Annotated in this window: 17 protein-coding genes; 4 read left to right on the forward strand and 13 right to left on the reverse strand. The window is 68.0% G+C overall.

The window, feature by feature from the left end:
• Window positions 1-43 precede the first annotated feature (43 nt).
• On the forward strand, window positions 44-793 hold the full coding sequence (locus tag NMB40_RS20285) for an SDR family NAD(P)-dependent oxidoreductase (RefSeq protein WP_494359656.1): 750 nt from the start codon (window positions 44-46) through the stop codon (window positions 791-793).
• On the opposite strand, the gene NMB40_RS20290 is transcribed toward NMB40_RS20285, so the two are convergent.
• From NMB40_RS20290 to NMB40_RS20320, 7 genes are all read right to left on the reverse strand, one after another.
• The gene (locus NMB40_RS20290; protein ID WP_494359657.1) at window positions 794-1150 is read right to left on the reverse strand and encodes a VOC family protein; all 357 of its coding nucleotides are present in this window, start codon (window positions 1148-1150) and stop codon (window positions 794-796) included. It lies immediately after the preceding gene.
• A gap of 144 nt (window positions 1151-1294) precedes the next feature.
• Window positions 1295-2149, reverse strand: a complete 855-nt coding sequence (locus tag NMB40_RS20295) for an SPOR domain-containing protein (RefSeq protein ID WP_282245373.1) — start codon at window positions 2147-2149, stop codon at window positions 1295-1297.
• An 18-nt stretch (window positions 2150-2167) separates the two neighbouring features.
• Entirely contained in the window at window positions 2168-3856 is a 1689-nt protein-coding gene (argS, locus tag NMB40_RS20300; RefSeq protein WP_494359658.1) for an arginine--tRNA ligase, read from the reverse strand.
• A gap of 152 nt (window positions 3857-4008) precedes the next feature.
• Window positions 4009-4707 (reverse strand): RadC family protein, encoded by a 699-nt coding sequence (gene radC / locus NMB40_RS20305; RefSeq protein ID WP_494359659.1) that lies wholly within the window; start codon window positions 4705-4707, stop codon window positions 4009-4011.
• A gap of 203 nt (window positions 4708-4910) precedes the next feature.
• On the reverse strand, window positions 4911-5321 hold the full coding sequence (locus NMB40_RS20310; RefSeq protein ID WP_494359660.1) for a hypothetical protein: 411 nt from the start codon (window positions 5319-5321) through the stop codon (window positions 4911-4913).
• A gap of 231 nt (window positions 5322-5552) precedes the next feature.
• Entirely contained in the window at window positions 5553-6953 is a 1401-nt protein-coding gene (locus tag NMB40_RS20315) for an ankyrin repeat domain-containing protein (protein ID WP_494359661.1), read from the reverse strand.
• Between the two features lie 186 nt (window positions 6954-7139).
• Window positions 7140-8027, reverse strand: coding sequence for an aspartyl protease family protein (locus NMB40_RS20320; RefSeq protein ID WP_494359662.1), 888 nt, complete (start codon window positions 8025-8027; stop codon window positions 7140-7142).
• 271 nt (window positions 8028-8298) lie between these two features.
• On the opposite strand from NMB40_RS20320, the gene coaBC reads away from it, so the two are divergent.
• The 3 genes from coaBC to NMB40_RS20335 are packed head-to-tail and all read left to right on the forward strand — an operon-like array spanning window position 8299 to window position 12382.
• Window positions 8299-9555: a bifunctional phosphopantothenoylcysteine decarboxylase/phosphopantothenate--cysteine ligase CoaBC gene (coaBC, locus tag NMB40_RS20325; RefSeq protein ID WP_282245367.1), complete on the forward strand. Its 1257-nt coding sequence runs from the start codon at window positions 8299-8301 to the stop codon at window positions 9553-9555.
• Window positions 9552-10025 (forward strand): dUTP diphosphatase, encoded by a 474-nt coding sequence (gene dut, locus NMB40_RS20330; RefSeq protein ID WP_448141803.1) that lies wholly within the window; start codon window positions 9552-9554, stop codon window positions 10023-10025. Before coaBC ends, dut begins: the two co-directional genes overlap by 4 nt.
• A 14-nt stretch (window positions 10026-10039) precedes the next feature.
• Window positions 10040-12382, forward strand: coding sequence for a phosphomannomutase/phosphoglucomutase (locus NMB40_RS20335; RefSeq protein WP_494359663.1), 2343 nt, complete (start codon window positions 10040-10042; stop codon window positions 12380-12382).
• Here NMB40_RS20335 and NMB40_RS20340 read toward each other — a convergent pair.
• Genes NMB40_RS20340 through NMB40_RS20365 form a run of 6 tightly spaced genes read right to left on the reverse strand, consistent with a single transcriptional unit; the run spans window position 12379 to window position 20269 of the window.
• Window positions 12379-13098: a response regulator transcription factor gene (locus tag NMB40_RS20340; RefSeq protein ID WP_494359664.1), complete on the reverse strand. Its 720-nt coding sequence runs from the start codon at window positions 13096-13098 to the stop codon at window positions 12379-12381. The two genes, NMB40_RS20335 and NMB40_RS20340, sit on opposite strands and share 4 nt — an antisense overlap.
• Window positions 13079-15739: an ATP-binding protein gene (locus NMB40_RS20345; RefSeq protein ID WP_494359665.1), complete on the reverse strand. Its 2661-nt coding sequence runs from the start codon at window positions 15737-15739 to the stop codon at window positions 13079-13081. The genes NMB40_RS20340 and NMB40_RS20345 overlap by 20 nt, the downstream gene beginning before the upstream one ends.
• On the reverse strand, window positions 15736-16392 hold the full coding sequence (gene kdpC / locus NMB40_RS20350) for a potassium-transporting ATPase subunit KdpC (RefSeq protein WP_494359666.1): 657 nt from the start codon (window positions 16390-16392) through the stop codon (window positions 15736-15738). Before kdpC ends, NMB40_RS20345 begins: the two co-directional genes overlap by 4 nt.
• Window positions 16389-18440: a potassium-transporting ATPase subunit KdpB gene (gene kdpB / locus NMB40_RS20355; protein ID WP_494359667.1), complete on the reverse strand. Its 2052-nt coding sequence runs from the start codon at window positions 18438-18440 to the stop codon at window positions 16389-16391. Before kdpB ends, kdpC begins: the two co-directional genes overlap by 4 nt.
• Window positions 18441-18451: 11 nt before the next feature.
• Window positions 18452-20164, reverse strand: a complete 1713-nt coding sequence (gene kdpA / locus NMB40_RS20360; RefSeq protein ID WP_494359668.1) for a potassium-transporting ATPase subunit KdpA — start codon at window positions 20162-20164, stop codon at window positions 18452-18454.
• A 12-nt stretch (window positions 20165-20176) separates the two neighbouring features.
• Window positions 20177-20269, reverse strand: a complete 93-nt coding sequence (locus NMB40_RS20365) for a potassium-transporting ATPase subunit F (RefSeq protein ID WP_068848713.1) — start codon at window positions 20267-20269, stop codon at window positions 20177-20179.
• Between the last annotated feature and the right edge of the window lie 144 nt (window positions 20270-20413).

Below are 20413 nucleotides of genomic sequence, written 5' to 3' on the forward strand. Positions count from 1 at the left end.
GCGCAGGGTGCGAAAATGGTCGGGAATCCCACGGAGACCCCCGATGACCCGTACCGCTCTGATTACCGGCGCCACTTCCGGCTTTGGCGCCGCCGCCGTCCATCGTTTCGCCCAGGCCGGTTGGCGCGTCATCGCCACCGGGCGCCGTGCAGAACGGCTGCAGCCGCTGGTCGATGCCTACGGCCCCGAGCGCGTGCATGCGGCAGTGTTCGATGTGCGCGACATCGCCGCCATGGAAGCGGCCCTGGCCGCACTGCCGGCGGGCTTCGCCGACATCGACCTGCTGGTCAACAACGCCGGCCTGGCCCAGGGCACTGCCCCGGCCCAGAGCGCCTCGCTGGAAGACTGGCGCACCATGATCGACACCAACGTCACCGCGCTGGTCACGCTCACCCACCGCCTGCTGCCGCAGCTGGTGGCGCGCAAGGGCGCCATCATCAACATCAGCTCGGTGGCCGGCGTGTACCCGTACCCGGGCGGCAACGCCTACGGCGGCACCAAGGCGTTCGTCAGCCAGTTCTCGCTGGGCCTGCGCTCGGACCTGCACGGCACCGGCGTGCGCGTGACCACCATTGAACCGGGCATGGCCGAAACCGAATTCACCCTGGTGCGCACCCACGGCAACCAGGCCGCCTCGGACACGCTCTACACCGGCGCCAACCCGATGACCGCCGAGGACATCGCCGAGCAGATCTTCTGGGTGGCCAACCTGCCGGCGCACCTGAACATCAACCGCCTTGAACTGATGCCGGTCAGCCAGTCGTTTGCCGGCTTCCAGGTCGCGCGCGACTGATCAGGCCGCCGTCCATACCGCGAGCTCGTACCCATCGGGGTCGCGGAAATGGAAACGGCGCCCGCCCGGGAAGTCGAAGGCCGGGGTGGAAATGGCTGCACCGGCCGTTTCCACCCGCGCCTGCGTAGCCTCCAGGTCATCGGCGTACAGGATCACCAGCGGTCCGCCAGCCCGTACCGGCCCATCGGTGGTGAAGCCACCGCGCAGGCGGCCGTCGTTGAATTCGGTGTAGCCCGGGCCGTAATCGGTGAAGGTCCAACCGAACACCTCGCCGTAGAACGCCTTGCTGCGGGCGATGTCGGACACGTTGAACTCGATGTTGTCGATGCGGTGGTTGTTGCCTTCAGACGTGCCCATGAGCGCTTCCCGGAATGTGGAGGCGCCAGCATGCCGCATTCGGCTGCCCAAAGAAAAAGCCCCGCAGTGCGGGGCTTTTTCAAGGCTCAAGGCCAAATAGGTGAAGCTACGGGCTCGAAGGCCAATGGGGCGATCCTGCTTGGTTTACTGCGCCTTGATCGCCATCGCCTGCAATCCGGTGCCGTCCAGCTTCTGCTTGGCTTCGGCCAGCTCGCCGGCGGTGCCGTACGGGCCCATGCGCACGCGGTACACGGTCTTGCCGTTGATCTGCGCCGATTCCACCCGTGCCGCCAGGCCGATCATGGCCAGCTTGGCCTTGGTGGCTTCGGCATCGCCCGACGCCCCGAAGGCGCCGGCCTGCAGGATGTAACGCACGTTGTTGGCCGGCTCGGCCGCCGCTGTAGCCGGAGCTGCCGCAGCGGTGGCTTCGGGCTTGGGCGCAGCCGCAGCCGCAACCGGCTTCGGTTGTGCCGCCGCGGCTGCCGGGCGCTCGGCGACCGGCGCCGGCAATGGGGCCGGTGCAGTGGTGGCGGCAGTAGCCGCCGCCGTGGTCGGCGCCGGCACCGCTGCCGGTACCGGGCGGCCTTCCAGCGCGGCCTGCGCGCGCTGCGCTTCGGCCTTGGCCCGGCGCTGGTCTTCGGCGCGCGCGCTGGCGGCCAGCTCCGCATCCGACATCTCCACTTCCTTGCCCGGAAGCAGGGTGTAGAAGTCGTACTGCGTGGCGGCCGGCTTGGCCGGTTCGGCAGGCTTGGTGGCAGCACCCGGCTTGGGCAGTTCAGCGCCCACGTCGGTGTCCGCGTCGCTGACCGGGGCCGGCTGCGCGTTCGGGTCCGGCTGCGGGCCTACCCGCAGGAAGCCGTCGCCATCGTTCTTGAACAGGTTCGGTGCCGCCAGGAACACCACGGCCGCAATCGCCACACCGGCCACCAGCCACACCCATCCCGGCGTGCCTTGGCTGGTGTTGCGTCGCGCCTGGGTCTTGCCGCGTCGTGCTGCCATTTACTACTTCTCCACTGCTTACATTTTTTCCGGGGCGGAAACGCCCAGGACGTTCAGACCATTGGCCAGCACCTGGCGTGCCGCGCAGGCCAGCGTCAGCTTGGCATTGCGCTCGGCATCGTCAGCCACCAGCACCTGCGTGCCGTGATACCACGTGTGGAAGGCGTGCGCCAATTCACGCAGGTACTGCGCGATCAGGTGCGGTTCCAGGGCAATGCCGGCCGCTTCCACCACTTCCGGGAAGCGCGACATTTCCACCATCAGCCACAGCGAAGGTTCGTCGTTCAGCGATGCCAGCCCGGTCAGGCCTTCGGCCGGGGTGTACGACAGACCCTTTTCCTGTGCCTGGCGCAGCAGGCTGCACACGCGGGCGTGCGCATACTGCACGTAGAACACCGGGTTGTCATTGCTTTGCTGGCGGGCCAGGTCGATATCGAAGGTCAGCTGCGAATCGGGCTTGCGCGCGATCAGGAACCAGCGGGTCGCATCGCGGCCGGCTTCCTCGATCAGGTCGCGCAGGGTCAGGTAGCTGCCGGCACGCTTGGACAGCTTCACTTCCTCCCCGCCGCGCATCACCGTCACCATCTGGTGCAGCACGTATTCCGGCCAGCCCTTGGGAATGCCCACGTCCAGCGCCTGCAGGCCGGCGCGCACGCGTGCCAGCGAACCGTGGTGGTCCGCGCCCAGCTCGGTGATCGCGCGCTCATAGCCGCGCTGCCACTTGCTCAGGTGGTAGGCCACGTCAGGCAGGAAGTAGGTGTAGGTGCCGTCGGACTTGCGCATCACGCGGTCCTTGTCGTCACCGAAGTCGGTGGAGCGCAGCCACAGCGCGCCGCCTTCCTCATAGGTGTGGCCGGCCGCCTTGAGCTGGGCCACGGTCTCTTCGACCTTGCCATCCTTGTAGAGCGAGCTCTCCAGGAAGTAGATGTCGAAATCCACCCCGAACGCGGCCAGGTCCTGGTTCTGCTCGTTGCGCAGGTAGGCCACGGCGAAGCGGCGGATCGCATCCAGGTTGTCCGGGTCGCGCTCGCCCACCACCGAATGGCCTTCCAGCTCCACGGTGGCGCCGGCCAGGTAGGCCTTGGCCACGTCTTCGATGTAGTCCCCGCGGTAGCCGCCTTCCGGCCAGCCGGCGTCGTCGGGCTTGATGCCCTTGGCGCGCGCCTGGGTGGACAGGGCAAGGTTTTCGATCTGCACGCCGGCGTCGTTGTAATAGAACTCGCGCTTGGCGTTCCAGCCGTTCACGTCCAGCAGGCGCGCCAGGCAGTCGCCGATGGCGGCCGCGCGGCCGTGGCCCACGTGCAGCGGGCCGGTCGGGTTGGCCGACACGTACTCCACGCCCACGGTACGGCCGTTGCCGCTCAGGTTGTGGCCGTAATCGGCGCCTTCCTTGAGCACGCCGGCCGCTTCACGCTGGTACGCGCTGGGGGCCAGGTGGAAATTGATGAAGCCCGGGCCGGCGATTTCCACGCGCAGCACATCGTCGCTCTTGGGCAGCGCATCCAGCAGCGCCTGGGCCAGGGCGCGCGGGTTGCTGCGCGCCGGCTTGGCCAGCAGCATGGCGGCATTGGTGGCGAAATCACCGTGTTCACGGGTCTTCGGGCGTTCCACCACGAATTCCGGGGTCAGGGTATCGGCCGGCAGAGTGCCGTTGGCGCGCAAGGCTTCGATGCCTTGGCTGATCAGGGCGCGGAGGAGATTTTTCACAGGGCCTGCTTTGAGACTGGAGCGGCGGAATCGGCAATTTTAGCCCAGAAGCCGCCCCGATCCATTGAACCGGGGCACAGCGGGGGTGGGAAGCCGGGCGTGGGGTGGGGCGGGAGGCCTTGGGGGCAGGGGAAATGGGATGACCGGGCCGTTCAGGTGCGGGCGAACGGGTCGCGCTTGAGCCAGCCCCGTTCGGCCATGGAGACCGGCGGGCCGTCGCCCACCACGACATGGTCCACCAGCCGGACCCCGACCAGCGCCAGGGCTTCAAAGAGCTGATAGGTGATCTCCCGGTCGGAGGGTGATGGCTCGGCCCGGCCGGACGGGTGGTTGTGGCTGACGATGACGGCCGCCGCGTTGTGCAGCAGCGCTCGCCGCACCACCTCTCGCGGGTACACGGTGGCCGTGTCGATGGTGCCGGTGAACAACTCCTCATACGCCAGGGTGCGGTTGCGGGTGTCCATGAACAGCGCGGCGAACACCTCCTGCGGTCGCGCGCGCAACCGCAGCTTGAAGTAGCGCCCGGCCGAGCCGGGATCGCAGATGCTGTCGCCGCGCTCCAGGTCGGCCAGCAGATGGCGGCTGGCCAGCTCCAGTGCGGCAACCAGCTTGCAGGCGCGCGCCGGGCCGAGGGCAGGCAGCTTCCTCAGCTTGCTGGCATCCATGTCCATGAGCCTGCGCAGCGGGCCATGGTCTTTGAGCAGGCGGCGTGCACACTGCACCGCGTCCAGCCCGTTACAGCCGCTGCCGATGAACAGGGCCAACAGCTCCGAGTCGGAGAGGGCCTCGGGCCCCAGCCTGAGCAACTTTTCTCGCGGACGATCGTGCTCGTGCCAATGTTTGATTGCCATTCGGCCAGTGTCAGGTGAGACGCAGGCGAGCAGGCATAGGGAACCGCCGCGCAGCTGTGTGAGAAAGAGCAGACGCGTGGCTTAGTCCTCAGAATTCCGTGCTTTCCGCCGCTGAACTTCTTTGTGCGTCTGTACCATGCTCCACGCAGCAAAGCCGAGCGCAACGAGGGCAATCACTACGGTTGAGGCGACGAGGATTTCTGTCATGGAACGTTCTCCTGGCGAGTCAGGCCAATCTTTGAGATGCGAGTGAACAGCGTGTAGCTGAAGCCAAGCGACGCGAGGGCGATGATCGCCACGCAGTACATGATTGCCTGCCGGTCAACCGCGTCGCCTCCAATCAAGGTCAGGCAGAGAAGAACGCCATGAACGGCGATCAAGCAGGCCGATATTCCGTTCTGCGCTGTCTTCCACGACCTGTCAGCTGCGACAAGGTGTTCCATCTCATTGATATTGGAAATGAGCAGAACGAGTCCAAATGCGATGAAGTCCTGCGGCACAAAGGGCTCGATGCTTCCTTCCTTGGTCACCAACCAGACAAGGAACCTGGAGAAGATAGGGAAAAGTCCGATGAGGACGGTGTACGCAAGCCATTTGCTCTTGACTGTCTGCATCTCCTGCTCCCGCGTCGATTCTGCGTTGAACCTTGAGGGTGCGAAGTCTATGGCCGGAAAACGGCTGAAGTTGAATAGCTCGTCTCAGTTTTGGAAGTATCTATGGATCGAATACACCCGATGTCGGTACTGGCGTAGTTGAGCGGGTAGGCAGCGACAACAGGCTCGCAGTGGCGTCGCAGTTCAAGCAGATCGCCGGCTTCGATCAATGCTTCCCGCCCGCTGGAAGGATCAGGCGGGCAACTTGAAATAGCGGGAAGTCATGCCCCCCACCGCTTCCGCCACGGCATCGATGCCGGGCTGCTGCTCCGGCGACATCGGCATGACGACCTCCTCTCTGCAGACCAGGTCATCTGCATCAAGCTGCGCGTAGCTGATACGCAGGCTCCCCCAGGTCACGATGTCCGGCTGCACCGTCACCACCCCGCTGCGGCTGATCCAGTCTTTGGTCTTCGACAGGCGAAGCGTGCGTAGCGCGTCGGTGTAATCGGCGTACAGCAGGTTTACCGGAATGGCCGGGTGGCTGCCGCTGGCCAGGTGTTCGAACAGTGCCTTGTTATAGGCGCAGAACCACGCAGGGCGCTGCCATGCATCAGGGTGGTTCATCTCCTGGCGCGCGCGGTCCCACGACGCGGCCTGCGCGGCACCTTCCGGCTTGGTCTGCTTCCTGGGAGTCTTGCTGGTGCGGCGGCTGGTGGCCAGTGCCGCTACCTGGGCCTCGAACTCCGTGCCCTTGAAGCGTCGTACATCCGTTTTCAGCAGCTTGCCCTGCTCGGCAAGCGCTTCGGCCACCACGGCCGCCACGTCAACATTGCCGGCGTTCAACGCCAGCGTGAGCGGCGTGCGGCCGCGCTCGTTGGCAGCGGCCGGGTCCAGGCCCCATTCGATCAACAGCCGGGTAACGGCCACCGGGTCGCCCATCCGGTGCCATGTGGTTGAGATGCCGCCGCGGCTGGCCTTCAGCCCGTCCACGTCGCCGGCCGCATACATCAGCGCAGTGGAACCGGCGGGATTGACTACGTGCACGTTGGCGCAGCGCTCTGCCAGGAACCGCAGCAGCGGCACACTGCCCAGGTACGCGCCGATCAACACCGGTGTGTACATCTGCCGGTGGTCCATGGCTTCAATGCTGGCACCGGCCTGCAGCAGCGCGTCGACGGCGTCGAAGATGCAGCCCATCTCCGCCGGATCCGCATCTGCATCAAACGCGGAGTTCCAGACTTCGCCGCGCATCTCGCGCAGGCCGAGCACGGTACAGATCGGCGAATCCTTGGTCAGGCGCGGGTTCGCGCCGGCGGCGAGGAGCCGCCGCAGTTTTTCCACCGCCCACGCGGCCGGGCTGAAGATGAAGTCCCGGCAGGTAATCGAAAGGGGCGTGGCACCACGGCCGGCCGCCTTGTTGGGGTCTGCCCCCGCCGCCAGCAGCAGGGAGATCAGCGCCAGGTGCGCCTCGATGCGCCGCGCAATCGTGGCCTCGTCCGGACCGTCATGGTCCAGCATGCTGTTGTTGCACACCCAGTACAGGGCGCGCTCGTTATGTCGCAACCGGATGCGGTCGGGATGCACGCCGGCACGAACGCGTCGTTCGATGTCAGCGAAGGCATCGTCGCAGGAAACGTGGGAATCCAGCACAACAGGGGACGTCGAGTTCGGCACAGGAAGTTGGCATTCATTGATTCATTGCAATGAATGCTAACAATCCCATCGCGTCGCGGACTGGACAAGTTGTCAAGTCGTCCGCTGTCCCCCCTTGTACCCTACGCCAAGGTGGTCACCCGTTTGGCGGGTCAGCGTGCCGCCCTGCGGGCGGCCTTTCGCTCAACGGCATACCGCTACGACCTGGCTGCGCGAGTCGATCATCACCACCGCGTCCTGTAGTGCATGGGCACCTACCAGAAGCTCGGGATACTTCGGCGATACGCGCACCTCCATCTGGGCATGGCTCACCTGTCCTACCCGGATCGGTCCGTTCACCACGGCGCGCCAGCTTTCCAGCTGTCCATTGGTCAGCTGCGAGCGGACCGACTCGCCGAGGGGCTGGTCGGATACCTGCTCGAATACAGTCTGCGGCAATACGAAGCCGATGTTGGCGCCAGTATCCAGCTGGGCAACGAAGGGGTGCCCATCTACCGTTACCGGTATGCGGAAGGCGCGCGTATAGGGCAGCGCATTGGCTGAGGAGGCGCCCAGCTGCTCTGTCCGCGAGAAAGTCAGCATCCTGTTCGGATAGTCGATCCGCAGCAGGCCATCGGCAAAGAAGTCGCGCGCGAGAATCCCGTCGAACGCAGCTTCTGGCGCATTGCGCGCATTGTAGTCGCGGGCGATCACTTCCACGTCGCGATGTACCAACTCACCCAGTTGCAGCGCTTCGATTCGCGCCGTTTCCACCCGGGCCTTGGAGACGCCGTCCGACGTGGTGGTCTCCCCGTGCAGGGACAGGCCGAGCGCCGACACCAGGCGCATGTCAGCGCGGCCGATGCCGCTGGCCCCGGTATCCACGGCGAACCGATAGGGTTCACGCCCGTTGACGCGCGCCTGCACATAGATGCGTCCATCGACGCTCTCGAAGGGCATCTGAACCAGCGTGCCGGTCAGCGGTTGGTGGGCAAGGCTGCAGGCATCGCTCGGCGCAGGCGGCGGAGCGGCCCCGGCCGACGCCATCAGCAGGAACAAGGCAGAGAATAGTCTGGGGAGTGCAGGTGTCATGGCGCGTTCCTTGCGGGTGGATGGATCTGGTCCGCGCCATACTGGGCTGATCCCCTGTCGTCTGCATCCGCGCTGCGACGAATCAACACTGCTGCCGATGGAACCCAGGCAGGGCGGGGTGAAACGATGGCGTGGGGTAGCCCGGCCGCCGCCGAGAGCGACACGCGCCAGGCCTTCATGACCAAAAACCCACTCCTTATGCCCCTGGGGCATCAGCCCCGCACACCCCATCGGGTAAGCTAATCGCCTCAGTTCGACAGGAAATTCGCAGGTGGCTGACTCCCCCCAGGCTTCCCCGGCGCAGGCGCGCCCGCTGGCAGGCCAGAAGCTGTTGTTGTGCGTGGGTGGCGGCATCGCGGCCTACAAGTCGCTGGAACTGGTGCGCCGCCTGCGCGACGCCGGGGCCCAGGTGCAGGTTGCCATGACCGCCGGGGCCCAGCAGTTCGTCACCCCGCTGAGCTTCCAGGCCCTGTCCGGCCAGCCCACCCGCACCACCCTGTGGGATAGCGCGGCCGAACAGGCCATGGGCCATATCGAGCTGGCCCGCTGGGCCGACCGCATCATCGTCGCCCCGGCCACGGCCGACCTGCTGGCCCGGCTGGCCAACGGCCATGCCGATGACCTGGTCACCACCCTGTGCCTGGCCACCACCGCGCCGCTCACCGTGTGCCCGGCCATGAACCACCGCATGTGGCTGCACCCGGCCACCCAGGCCAACATCAGCCTGCTGCGCGAACGCGGCGCGCAGGTGGTCGGCCCGGAAGACGGCCCGCTGGCCGAAGGCGAATCCGGCCCCGGCCGCCTGACCGAACCGCACGCCATCGTGGCCGCGCTGGCTGCCCTGCAGGGCCCGGCCGACGCGCCCGAAGCCACGCAGGAGCTGAAAGGCCTGCGCGTGGTGATCAGCGCCGGCCCCACCTATGAAGACCTGGACCCGGTGCGCTACGTGGGCAACCGCAGCAGCGGCAAGATGGGCTACGCGCTGGCCGCCGCCGCCGTGCGCCAGGGCGCGCAGGTGGTGCTGGTCAGTGGCCCGGTGCACCTGGCCACCCCGGCCGGGGTGCAGCGGGTGGACGTGCGCTCGGCCGCGCAGATGCGCAGCGCCGTGCTGGATGCGCTGCCGGCCGACATCTATATAGGCGCCGCCGCCGTCTCCGATTACACCCCCCGCCAGGTGGCCCCGCAGAAGCTGAAGAAGACCGCCGGCACCCAGACCCTCACGCTGGAGCTGGTGCGCACCCAGGACATCCTGGCCGAGGTGGCCCAGCAGACCAACGCGCTGAAGCTGGTGGTCGGCTTTGCCGCCGAAACCCACGATGTGGAGAAGTACGCGCGCGGCAAGCTGGTCGACAAGCGGCTGGACCTGGTGATCGCCAATCAGGTGGGCATCACAAACGGCGGCTTCGAAAGCGATGAGAATGCAGCAACCGCCTATTGGCAGGGTGGGGAACAGGTGTTCCCCGGTACCACCAAGGCGCTGCTGGCCGAACAACTGTTGTCCCTGATTGCCCAGAGGTTGCACGCATGACCCAAGCCCCGTCCCTGCACGCGCTGCAGGTGAAGCTGCTCGATCCCCGCTTCGGCGATAGCTGGCCCCTGCCGGCCTATGCCACCGAAGCCAGCGCCGGCATGGACCTGCGCGCCGCGCTGGAAACCGAGCTCACCCTGCAGCCGGGGGATACGGCGCTGATTCCCAGCGGTATCGCCATCCATATCGAAGATCCGAACCTGTGCGCGGTCGTGCTGCCGCGCTCCGGGCTGGGCCACCGCCACGGCATCGTGCTGGGCAACGGCACCGGCCTGATCGATGCCGATTACCAGGGCCCGCTGCTGATCAGCGCCTGGAACCGCGGCCGCGAGGCCTTCACGCTGCAACCGGGTGACCGTATTGCACAGTTGGTTGTGCTGCCGATTGCACGCGTGGGCCTGCAGGTAGTGGATACTTTCACCGACAGCGCCAGGGGAACGGGTGGATTCGGCCATACCGGGGTGCGCTGACAGGGGGAACATCAATGAGCAAGGCAACGGCGGAAGGACAGCCACGATTGACAAGCAAGCGTAACGGGCTGTTGTTGGTGGGGTTGCTGACCCTGCTGGCGGCATGGTTTGCCTGGAGCGGGGTGCGGCAATGGCGGCAGGCCTCGGTAGGGCAGGCGCTGGAACAGTCCCGCGACCAGATTGTGCAGGGCGTGGACGCCGCCCTCAAGGGGCAGAGCACCCAGCTGGGCACCCTGGTGAAGAGCGAGCGGGTCAGTACCGCGCTGGCCGCCGGCGATGCCGATGCCACCGCGCTGGCCGTGCGTGAAGGCTGGCCGGGCACGGAAGACGTGCAGGTGCTCACCGCCGACCTGGACCAGGCCTACGCCGATCCCAAGGCCTTCGGGTACGCCCGCCTGGGCCTGCTGGAAGCCGCCATTGCCGGCGATACCGTGGTGGCGCGCGTGGTGCGCGACGCCGGTGGCCAGCGTCTGGGCCTTGCGGTTCCGGTGCAGCTGGGCACCACGGGCCCGGCGGTGATCTACGTGCGCCAGCCGCTGCTGCGCCTGACCGGCACCTTCGACCAGGTGCGCGTGCCGTCCGCGGGCTACCTGGCGCTGCGCCAGGGCACCCACAACATCATCGAACAGGGCGACAGCAGCCTCTCCCAGAGCGCGGAAGGCCTGGCCCGGCCGATCGGCAAGAGCGGCCTGCGCCTGGCCGCCGCCGTGCCGGATATCGAACCGGGCCCGCTGGGCCTGGGCGCCATTCCGTCCATCATCGTGGCGGTGCTGCTGCTGGCCATCGCCGGCATGCTGCAGTTCGGCAAGGGCCGCGTGCCCATGCCCCGCCGCCGTGCCGCCGCCAGCGAGGCCGACCACGGCCCGACCCTGCGCGAAAGCCTGGTACAGGACCCGCTGCTGGAGCCGGCCCTGGCGGCCGGTTCGGGCGTGGCCCCGCCGCCGCTGCCCACCGGCCCCGGCCATGAGGTGCCGGAAGGCATCTTCCGTGCCTACGACATCCGCGGTGTCATCGGTCGCGAGCTCACCCCGCAGGTAGCGGTGCTGATTGGCGAGGCCATCGGCTCGGTGCTGCAGGTGCAGGGGCTGCGCGACATCGTGGTGGGCCGCGATGGCCGCCTGTCCGGCCCGGAACTGAGCGCCAGCCTGATCGAAGGCCTGCGCCGCGCCGGTTGCGATGTCACCGACATCGGCCTGGCACCCACCCCGGTGGTGTACTTCGCCAGTTACCACCTGCGTGCCGGCAGCTGCGTTGCGGTCACCGGCAGCCACAACCCGCCGGACTACAACGGCTTCAAGATCGTCGTCGGCGGCGAGACCCTCTCCGGCGATGCCATCACCGAGCTGTACCAGCGCATCCGCGATGGCCAGCTGCACGTGGCCGCCGAACCGGGCAGCCTGCAGCAGCGCGACGTCAACGCCGATTACATCCAGCGCATTGCCGATGACGTGCAGCTGGACCGCCCGATCAAGGTGGTGGCCGATGCCGGCAACGGCGTGGCCGGCGAACTGGCCCAGCCGCTGCTGGAAGCCATTGGCGCCGAAGTCATTCCGCTGTACTGCGATGTGGATGGCACCTTCCCCAACCACCACCCCGACCCGAGCGACCCGGCCAACCTGGAAGACCTCATCCAGACCGTGAAGCGCTTCGATGCGGATATCGGCCTGGCCTTCGATGGCGATGGCGACCGCCTGGGCGTGGTCACCCGCGAAGGCAGGATCATTTACGCCGATCGCCTGCTGATGCTGTTCGCGGCCGATGTGCTGCAACGCAATCCCGGCGCGCTGGTGATCTACGACGTGAAGTGCAGCGGCAAGCTGTCCGATTACGTGCTGCGCAACGGCGGCAGCCCAATGATGTGGAAGACCGGGCATTCGCTGATCAAGGCCAAGATGCGCGAAACCGATGCCGAACTGGCCGGTGAAATGAGCGGGCACTTCTTCTTCAAGGAGCGCTGGTTCGGCTTCGATGATGGCTTGTATGCCGCCTCGCGCCTGTTGGAAATCCTGGCCCAGCGCGATGAGACCCCGTCCGAAGTGCTCGATGAGCTGCCCGACAGCGTGTCCACCCCGGAGCTGAAGGTGCCGGTGGAATCGGGTACCCCGCATGCGCTGGTGTCGCTGTTCGTGTCGGCCGCGCAGGTGGAGGATTCGCCGTTCGCCGGCGCGCGCCTGTCCACCATCGATGGCCTGCGTGCGGATTTCCCGGATGGTTGGGGCCTGCTGCGCGCCTCCAACACCACCCCGGTGCTGGTGCTGCGTTTCGAAGGCAACGACGAGGCTGCGCTGGAGCGCATCAAGGCCCTGTTCCGCGACCAGCTGCAGCCGCTGCTGCCGGGCGTGGAACTTGGCTTTTAGCCTTTGAACCGCAAACCCACGCCGGGTTCGGTGAACAGGTAACGCGAATCCAGCGCGGAATCGCCCAGCTTGTGGCGCAGCTTGCCCACCAGGATGCGCAGGTAGTGGGTGTCGTGCTGGTGGGTGGGGCCCCAGATCTCGGCCAGGATCTGGGGCTGGGTCACCACCCGGCCCGCGTTGCGCAGCAGCAGCGACAGCAACGCATATTCCTTGCGGGTCAGCGCCACCGGCGCGCCGTCCAGGTGCACCTCGCGGCGCACCAGGTCGATATGCAGGTGGCCGTCGTCGAAATGCGGCAGCACCCCATCGGCCGAAACCGTGCGCGTGCGCAGCAGCGCACGCACCCGCGCCATCAGCTCCTGGGTGCCGAACGGCTTGGTCACGTAGTCGTTGGCACCGTTGTCCAGCGCCAGCACCTTCTCGGTTTCGCTGGCGCGCACGGTCAGCATGATCACGGGCACCTGGCTCCACTGGCGCAGCTCGGCCAGCACCTCGTGGCCTTCCATGTCCGGCAGGCCGATATCCAGGATCACCAGGTCCGCGCCTTCGCCCACCAGCTGCTCCAGCCCGGCCTGCCCGCTGGCAGCCTGCAGCACCCGGTAACCCTGCGCGCGCAGGCTGATGTCGAGGAAGCGGCGGATCTGCGCTTCATCGTCGATCACCAGCACGCGCGCAGGCGGCACGCCATGGGAAGGGTCAGGAATCGTCGGGGTCATCGGCAGGGTGGGGTTGCAGCAGGGGGAGCGTGATGCGGATCAGGGTACCGCGTCCATCACGGCCCGGCAGTGCCTGCACGGTGCCGCCATGCGCGCCGATCATGCCCTGGCAGATGGTCAGGCCCAGCCCGGTGCCGTGCCGGCCGCGGTCGCCACGCTCCACGCTGTAGAACATGTCGAAGATGCGCGCGCGTTCGTCATCGGGGATGCCGGGGCCGGCATCCAGCACGTCGATGCGCAGCTCGCCCTCCACCAGCCGTGCCTGCACTTCCACCGCCGCGCCGGGCGGGGAGAACTTCGCCGCGTTCTCCATCACGTTGAATACCGCCTGTTCCACCAGCGCCGGGTGCACCCAGATCGGGCCCAGCGTGCTGGGAATATCCAGCTGCAGGCGCACGTCGGGCTGGTAACGCTGCAGGCGGCGCGCGGCCGAGCCGACCAGCTCGTCCACGCCGATCCAGTCGCGGTTGATCTGCAGCCCCTCGTGGCCCAGCCGGGTCATGTCCAGCAGGTTCTGGATGTAGCGGTCCAGCCGCTCGCCTTCCACCAGGATGGTATCCAGCAGCGCACGGCGGTCGCTGGCGTCCATTGCCTCGGCATAGTTGGACAGGCTGTCGGCCGAGCCGATCATCGCCGCCAGCGGCGAGCGCAGGTCGTGCGAGACCGACGACAGCAGCGCCGAACGCAGCCGCTCGGTCTCGTTGCTCACGTGCGCCTTTTCCAGGTCGGCCACCAGCCGCGTGCGCAGCGCGGCCTGCGCGATGTCATCCACCATCGCTTCGGCCAGCTGGCGCTGTTCCGGGGTCAGGCGCGGCGCGCTGCGCGGGAAGCGCATGCCGGCCACGCCGATGCTGCGCTCGTCGCCATCCAGCAGGGGCAGGAACCACCATTCCGCACCGGCCAGCGTATCGGTGAAGCGGCCGCTGGGCTGGCCGTGGCGGTGCGCCCAGTCGGCGGCGGCCAGGTCGGTGTCGCCCGGCGCGGCGCTGCCGCTGGTGCTGGTATCGGCGCCGATGCGCAGCCACGCCGGTGCATCCAGTGCCTGTTCCAGCGCTTCGCGCCCGGCCTGCGCCACCTCTTCGTTGCTGGCCGCGCGGGTCAGCTGCCCGCCCAGCACCTGGCGCGCGTTGGCGTGCCGGTTGGCCGCACGCAGCGCCACCACCTGCATGCGCAGGCGCGAGGCCAGCCGCCCGGCCACCAGTGCCGCCACCAGGAACAGGAATACGGTGATTACGCCCTGCCGCGCGCTGATCGCGAAGGTGAAGCGCGGGGCGATGAAGAAGAAGTTATAGGCGAGGAAACACAGCGCTGCGGCCATCACCGCCGCGCTGGTGCGGCTGCGCGCGGCCACCACCACCACCGCCACGATGAACACCATCGACAGGTCGTACAGCCCCACCCAGCGCTCGGCCACCAGCGCCACCAGGCAGGCCAGCGCAGTGGCCACCAGTGCCAGCACGGTGTCGCGGCCGGTGCTCAGCGTGGGCATCGACAGCCCATGGCGGCGCGCACGCGCGCGCGCCTGCGGGGTGCCGATGATGGTGATTTCAAAGTGCGCGCCGCGCTGGATCAGCTGCTGGGTCAGCGTGCGGTTGAGCATGCGTGCGAACGGGCGCTCGCGGGTGCGGCCCAGCACCAGGGTGGACACGCTGTTGTGCGCGGCGTGGTCGAGCAGGGCATCGGCAATGCTGGGCCCATGCAGCAGCTCGGCCTCGCCGCCCAGCCGCCGCGCCAGCGCGAAGGCCGCGTCGATCTCGCGGCGGGTGCTGTCGTCTTCGCGGCGGCGCTGCACGGTCACCACCGTCCACGGCGCATCGCGGCGCTCGGCAATGCGCCGGCCCACGCGTACCAGGTACTCGCTCTGGCCGCCGCCGTCGATCGCCACCAGCACCCGTCGGCGCAGCGGCAGGTTGCCTTCGCCGCGCGCGGCGCGGGTCTCGCGCAGGCTGTTGTCGACCCGGTCGGCCGCTTCCTGCATCGCCAGTTCACGCAGCGCGGTCAGGTTGGCGGGCGAGAAGAACGCCTGCAGCGCCTGCGCCGCCTGCTCGGGCACGTACACCTTGCCCTGCTGCAGGCGCTCGATCAGTTCGCGCGGCGGCAGGTCCACCAGCACGATGTCGTGCAGGCGGTCCAGTACCGCATCGGGCACGGTCTCGCTGACCCGCACCCCGGTGATCCGCATCACCACATCGTTGAGGCTTTCCAGGTGCTGGATGTTGAGGGTGGTCCAGACGTCGATGCCGGCGTCCAGCAGCTCCACCACATCCTGCCAGCGCCGCTCGTGGCGGCTGCCCGGCACGTTGCGGTGGGCCAGCTCGTCCACCAGCACCAGCGCCGGCCGGCGCGCCAGCACCGCATCCAGGTCCATTTCCTGCAGGGCATGCTGCTGGTACTCGCGCTGCAGCAGCGGCACCTGCGGCAGGCCGTCCAGCAGCGCCGATGTCTCGGCGCGGCCGTGCGTTTCCACCAGCCCCACCACCACGTCCACGCCGCGGCGCAGCTGCTCCTGCGCGCGGCCGAGCATGCTGTAGGTCTTGCCCACGCCGGGGGCGGCGCCCAGGAACACGGTGAGCTTGCCGCCGGCCTCGCGCTGCAGGCTTTCCACCAGTGCGTCGGCCTGTCGGGTGCGGGAGTCGGTCATGGGGAGGGATTGTGCACCGGTCGGCTGTCATCCAGTGCCATGTTCAACGTCATCACGTTCACCCGGGGCTGGCCGAACACGCCCCACTGTGGGCCCTGCGTATGCGCCTGCACCAGCGCCTGCACCTGTTCCACGCTGAGGCCGCGATTGCCCGCCACGCGCTTCACCTGCACCGCAGCGGCGGCCGGCGACAGCTCCGGGTCCATGCCGGCGCCGGACTGGGTGACCAGATCGCCCGGCACATCAGCCACGGCAATGCCTTCGCGCACCGCCACCGCATGGGTGGCTTCGGCCACGCGGTCCTGCAGGGCCGGGTTGCTGCGCGCCAGGTTGCTGCCGGCCGCGGCCATCGGGTCGTAGCTGGCCGCCGAGGGGCGCGCCTGGAAGTAGCCATCGCCCACGAACGGCTGCGCCACCAGTTGCGAGCCGCGGACCTGGCCGTGCTGCAGCAGCAGGCTGCCCTGGGCCTGGGCCGGGAACAGCGCGCCGCTGATCCCGGTGGCGGCCACAGCATAGGCCAGGCCCAGTACCAGCAGGCTGGCCACGCCCAGCCCGATCGCCGGGCGCAGCGCGCCCTGCTGTTGCAGGGAAACAGAGAGGGCGGCGCGGTTGCGCGCCGGGCGGGACAACGAAGCAGCAGCGGAGCGGTTCATGCGCCAAATACCGAGAAGAGGAGGAGGTCGATCAGCTTGATGGCGGCGAACGGCAGCAGCACGCCGCCCAGCCCGTACACCAGCATGTTCCGGCGCAGCAGCGCGGTGGCCGTGGCCGGGCGGAAGCGCACGCCGCGCAGCGCCAGTGGAATCAGCGCCGGAATCACCAACGCATTGAAGATCAGCGCCGCCAGCACCGCGTTGCGCGGGCTGGACAGGTGCATCACGTTCAACGTGGCCAGGGCCGGCAGGGTGGCGGCAAACAACGCCGGCAGGATCGCGAAGTACTTGGAGACGTCGTTGGCCAGCGAGAACGTGGTCAGCGCGCCGCGCGTGATCAGCTGCTGCTTGCCCACTTCCACCACCGCCAGCAGCTTGGTCGGGTCCGAATCCAGGTCCACCATGTTGCCGGCCTCCTTTGCCGCCTGCGTGCCCGAGTTCATCGCCAGGCCGATGTCGGCCTGGGCCAGCGCGGGGGCATCGTTGGTGCCATCGCCCACCATCGCCACCAGCCGCCCACCGGCCTGTTCGGCGCGGATGCGGGCCAGCTTGTCTTCCGGGCGCGCTTCGGCGATGTAGTCGTCCACGCCAGCCTCGGCCGCAATCGCCGCGGCGGTGAGCGGGTTGTCACCGGTGATCATCACCGTGCGGATGCCCATCGCGCGCAGCTGCGCGAACTTCTCGCGCATGCCGTGCTTGACCACGTCACTCAGCTCGATCACGCCCAGCACGTGGCGGCCTTCGCACACCACCAGCGGGGTGGCGCCGTTGCGCGCCACCTGTTCCACCCGCCCGGCCAGCTCGGCCGGCACGGTGCCGCCCAGCTCGCGCACGTACGCGGTGATCGCATCGGCCGCGCCCTTGCGGATGCGCCGGCCGCCGTCCAGGTCCACGCCGGACATCCGGGTCTGTGCGCTGAAGGCGAAGTACTCCGCCTTGTCAGGTTCGCTCGTGGTGCAGCCCTGTTCGCGTGCCAGCCGCACCACCGACTTGCCTTCCGGGGTCGGGTCGGCCAGCGACGACAGCAGCGCCGCTTCGCGCAGCTGCGAGGCTTCAATGCCCGCCAATGCATGGAAGTGGGTCGCCTGGCGGTCGCCGTGGGTGATGGTGCCGGTCTTGTCCAGCAGCAGCACATCCACGTCGCCAGCCACTTCCACCGCCTTGCCGGACTTGGCCAGGATGTTGGCGGCCAGCGCACGGTTCATGCCGGCAATGCCGATGGCCGGCAGCAGCCCGCCGATGGTGGTTGGAATCAGGCACACCAGCAGCGCGATCAGCAGCAGCGGGTCCACCTTCACGCCAACGAAGGCACCAATGGCCGGCAGCGTCGCCACCACCACCAGGAAGGTCAGCGTCATCGCCGCCAGCAGCAGGGTCAGCGCCACTTCGTTCGGGGTCTTCTGCCGGTTGGCGCCTTCCACCAGCGCGATCATCCGGTCCAGGAAGCTGTGGCCCGGCTCGGCGGTGATCTTCACGATGATCTGGTCCGACAGTACCTTGGTGCCGCCGATCACGCCGCTGCGGTCGGTACCGGCTTCACGCAGCACCGGCGCCGATTCACCGGTCACCGCCGCTTCGTTGATGGTCGCCAGGCCCTGCACGATCTCGCCATCGGCCGGCACCAGTTCGCCGGCACTGACGATCACATGGTCGCCCGGGCGCAGCTCGGCCGCAGGCACCTGGGTTTCGCTGGCCCCGGCATGGGCGGCGGCCAGCCGGCGCGCGCTCAGGTCCTGGCGGGCACGCCGCAGCGAGGCGGCCTGGCCACGGCCGCGCGCTTCGGCCACCGCTTCGGCGAAGTTGCCGAACAGCACGGTCAACAACAGGATCGCGGTCACCGTCAGGCCGAAGCCCAGCGGTGCGTTGCCGGTGAGCGTGACCAGCAGGCTCACCAGCGTGCCCACCATCACCACCGCCATCACCGGGCTGTGCACCAGGTGGCGCGGCGACAGTTTGATCACCGCATCGCGCATTGCCCGGCGCAGGCCCGCTGCATCGAGCAGGCGCGGGCGGCGGGAAGGAGCTGCATTCAAGGGATAGGTACTCATGGTTTCACGTCTCAGCGCAGCGTCAGCGACAGGTGGTCGGCAACCGGGCCCAGCACCAGCGCCGGCATGAACTGCAATACGGTCAGGATGACGATCAGCGCGATCAGGGTCAGCGCGAACGTCGGGGTTTCAATCTGCAGCGTGCCGGCCGATTCCGGCGCACGCCGCTTGGCGGCCAGCTGGGCGCAGACGATCAGCGGAATCACCAGCACCGGGTAGCGGCCCAGCAGCAGCACCAGGGTGCAGCTCAGGTTCCACCACGGGGTGGCATCGCCCAGCCCTTCAAAGCCCGAGCCGTTGTTGGCGAAGGCCGATACGTACTCGTAGAACACCTGGCTCACCCCATGGAACGCGGGATTGGAGGTGCCGGTGATCGACGGAATGGCCAGCGTGATCGCGGTGAACGCCAGGATGGTGATCGGCTGCAGCAGCACCAGCAGCGCCAGCAGCTTCACCTGCGGGGTTTCCAGCTTGCGGCCGAGCAGCTCGGGGGTGCGCCCGGTCATCAGGCCGGCCAGGAACACGCCCAGCAGCAGGTACACGATGAACTGCTGCAGGCCGCATCCGATGCCGCCCCAGATCGCGTTGATCAACATGTTGACCATCGGCACCGCACCGGCCAGCGGGCTCAGCGAATCATGCATGCCGTTGACCGAGCCGTTGGAGACCTGGGTGGTGATCGCCGCCCACAGCCCGGTGCCGTCCGCGCCGAAGCGCACCTCCTTGCCTTCCATCAGCAGCGGGCTGGCAGCGGTGGCCGAATGGCCTTCCAGCCACACCGTGGCCGCGATCGACATGCTGGACATCGCCAGCATGCAGCCGAACACCAGTGCCGCCAGCCGCTTGCGGCCGGTGAAGGCGCCCAGCATGAACACCACCGCGATCGGGATCAGCAGGATGCCGATCAGCTCAAGCGCGTTCGACAGCGGGGTCGGGTTCTCCAGCGGCATGCTGCTGTTGGGGCCGTACCAGCCACCGCCATTGGTGCCCAGCTGCTTGGCCGCCACCATCGCCGCGACCGGGCCCAGCGGCAGTTTCTGGGATTCCATGCCTGCGGCCGCATCGATCGGCGTGGCGGTCGGGCCGCCGGCCAGCGTCGAAGGCACGCCCTGGCTGGTCAGCAGCACCGCCCACAGCAGGCACAGCGGCAGCATGAAGCGCACGCATGAGCGCACCACGTCGGCGTAGTAGTTGCCCACGTCGATCTGGCGGTCGGCCGGCAGGTCGCCCGCCACCGTATCGGCGGCCGGGGCGGCGCCGAACAGTGCACGCAGCGTGGCCACCACCAGCGCCAGCCCCATCATCGGGGTGACCACCTGCAGGCCAGTGATTGCGGTCATCTGCGCGAAGTACGACAGCTGCGCCTGGCCGGAATAGTGCTGCTGGTTGGTGTTGGTCAGGAACGACACCATCGTGTGCAGCGCCGTATCCCAGCGCATGTTGGGAATCTGGTCGGGGTTGAACGGCAGCCAGGCCTGGGTCATGAACACCGCCTGCACCAGCACGGCAATGACCAGGTTGCTGAGCAGGAACGCGCCCACGTAGCCGCGCCAGGACATCCCGCGCGCCGGGTTCACCCCCAGTACGCGGTACAGCGGCTTTTCAATCCAGCCAAACAGCGCGTCGCCGCGCATCGGCCCACCGCGCATCACCCGGGCCAGGTACAGCCCAAGCGGAAAGGCCAGCACGATGCTGGCCAGCAGGATCAACAGAATCTCGGTCATGGTCGGCTCCGGTCAGAACTTTTCGGGCGCAAGCACGACGTACAGCAGGTAGGCGGCGGCAACGAGCACCAGCACGCCGCTCACGAAGGAAAGCCAGGCAGGCACGGGGCGTTCTCAGTAGTAGGGAAGGGAGGCCGCCATCGTGTTCCCCATCGGCGTAAACGCTCCACGCCCGCCCCGTGCCCAACCCGTAAAAAGTGCATAAAAAAAGGCGGATGCCTGCGCATCCGCCTTTTCGCTGCCTTCACC

The organism is Stenotrophomonas sp. FBCC-B152, from assembly GCF_059134105.1.